At 37.4% G+C, this 1,177-nt stretch carries 1 protein-coding gene; it reads left to right on the forward strand.

The window, feature by feature from the left end:
• Window positions 1-1,164: IS4 family transposase (locus M2132_RS12025; RefSeq protein WP_280698317.1), on the forward strand; the 1,164-nt coding region annotated here is incomplete at its 5' end.
• Window positions 1,165-1,177 lie beyond the last annotated feature (13 nt).

The following is a 1,177-nucleotide window of genomic DNA, read 5'->3' on the forward strand; positions in this document are numbered from 1 at the left end:
TATGTTTTCTCTCAATTATTAGAGTTTGTTGACCGATATGAGTTTGCTAAATGCGTAAAACGCTATAGAGGCGATTATCGAGTCAGAGATTTCAAGTGTTGGAATCAGTTTGTACAGTTGTTTTTCGGACAACTTACTTCTTTGAACTCCTTACGGGATATTTGTCTTTGTCTAAAAGCCCATAAACGCAAGCTTTACCATTTAGGAATAAAGCAACATGTAAATCAATCAACCATTTCACGAGCCAATGAGAGTCGAGACTGGCGGATATTTGCCGACTTTGGAGATTTTCTCATAAAAGAAGTTCGTCCGCTTTATATGGATTCACCTATTCCTAACATAGATATTGATAACGACATCTTTGCACTGGATTCAACAACGATTTCCTGTAGTATCAATCTTCTGACATGGGCTGAGGGAAAATACAGCAAAGGGGCTGTCAAAGTTCATACTTTGATTGATTTGCGAGGCAGTATTCCGACCTTTATCCTCATTACCGACGGGAAGTATCATGACAGTAATGCGCTTGATGAGATAGTCCCCATACCTGAGGCTATTTATCTTATGGATAAAGCGTATGTTGATTTTGAAGCGTTGTATCGTATGCACAAATGTGGATCCTTCTTTGTTACAAGAGCAAAATCAACATTAAAATATGATGTGATTGAGCAAAATTACAACATAGACGAAACCACAGGGCTAAGAGCCGATAAAACAATTATGCTTACTGTTGCAAAGTCCAAGAAGCTCTATCCTGAGAAATTGAGATTAGTCGAATTTTACGATCAAGAAAAAGAAAATGAACTTGTTTTTCTGACCAACAATTTCGACGTATCCGCAATGGAAGTCGCCTATTTGTATAAGAACAGATGGCAAGTGGAGACTTTTTACAAGTGGATAAAACAAAATCTGACCATCAAAAAGCTTTGGGGGCATTCGCCAAATGCTGTCAAAACCCATATTTGGATAGCTATCTGCACATACCTGATAGTCGCATATGTAAAGCATTCGCTCAAAAGCACGCTCTCTATTTATGAGATTATGCAAATCCTGGGAATATCAGCGTTTGACAAAACTCCGATAAGAGAACTGCTTACCGAATTTCAAGTCAATTCAAAACAAAATGTCAAAGAGCAATTGGATTTATTTAATTCAAATTTTTAACGCATCAGTACTA

This window comes from Dysgonomonas sp. PH5-45 (assembly GCF_029893235.1).
Classification (GTDB): domain Bacteria; phylum Bacteroidota; class Bacteroidia; order Bacteroidales; family Dysgonomonadaceae; genus UBA1309.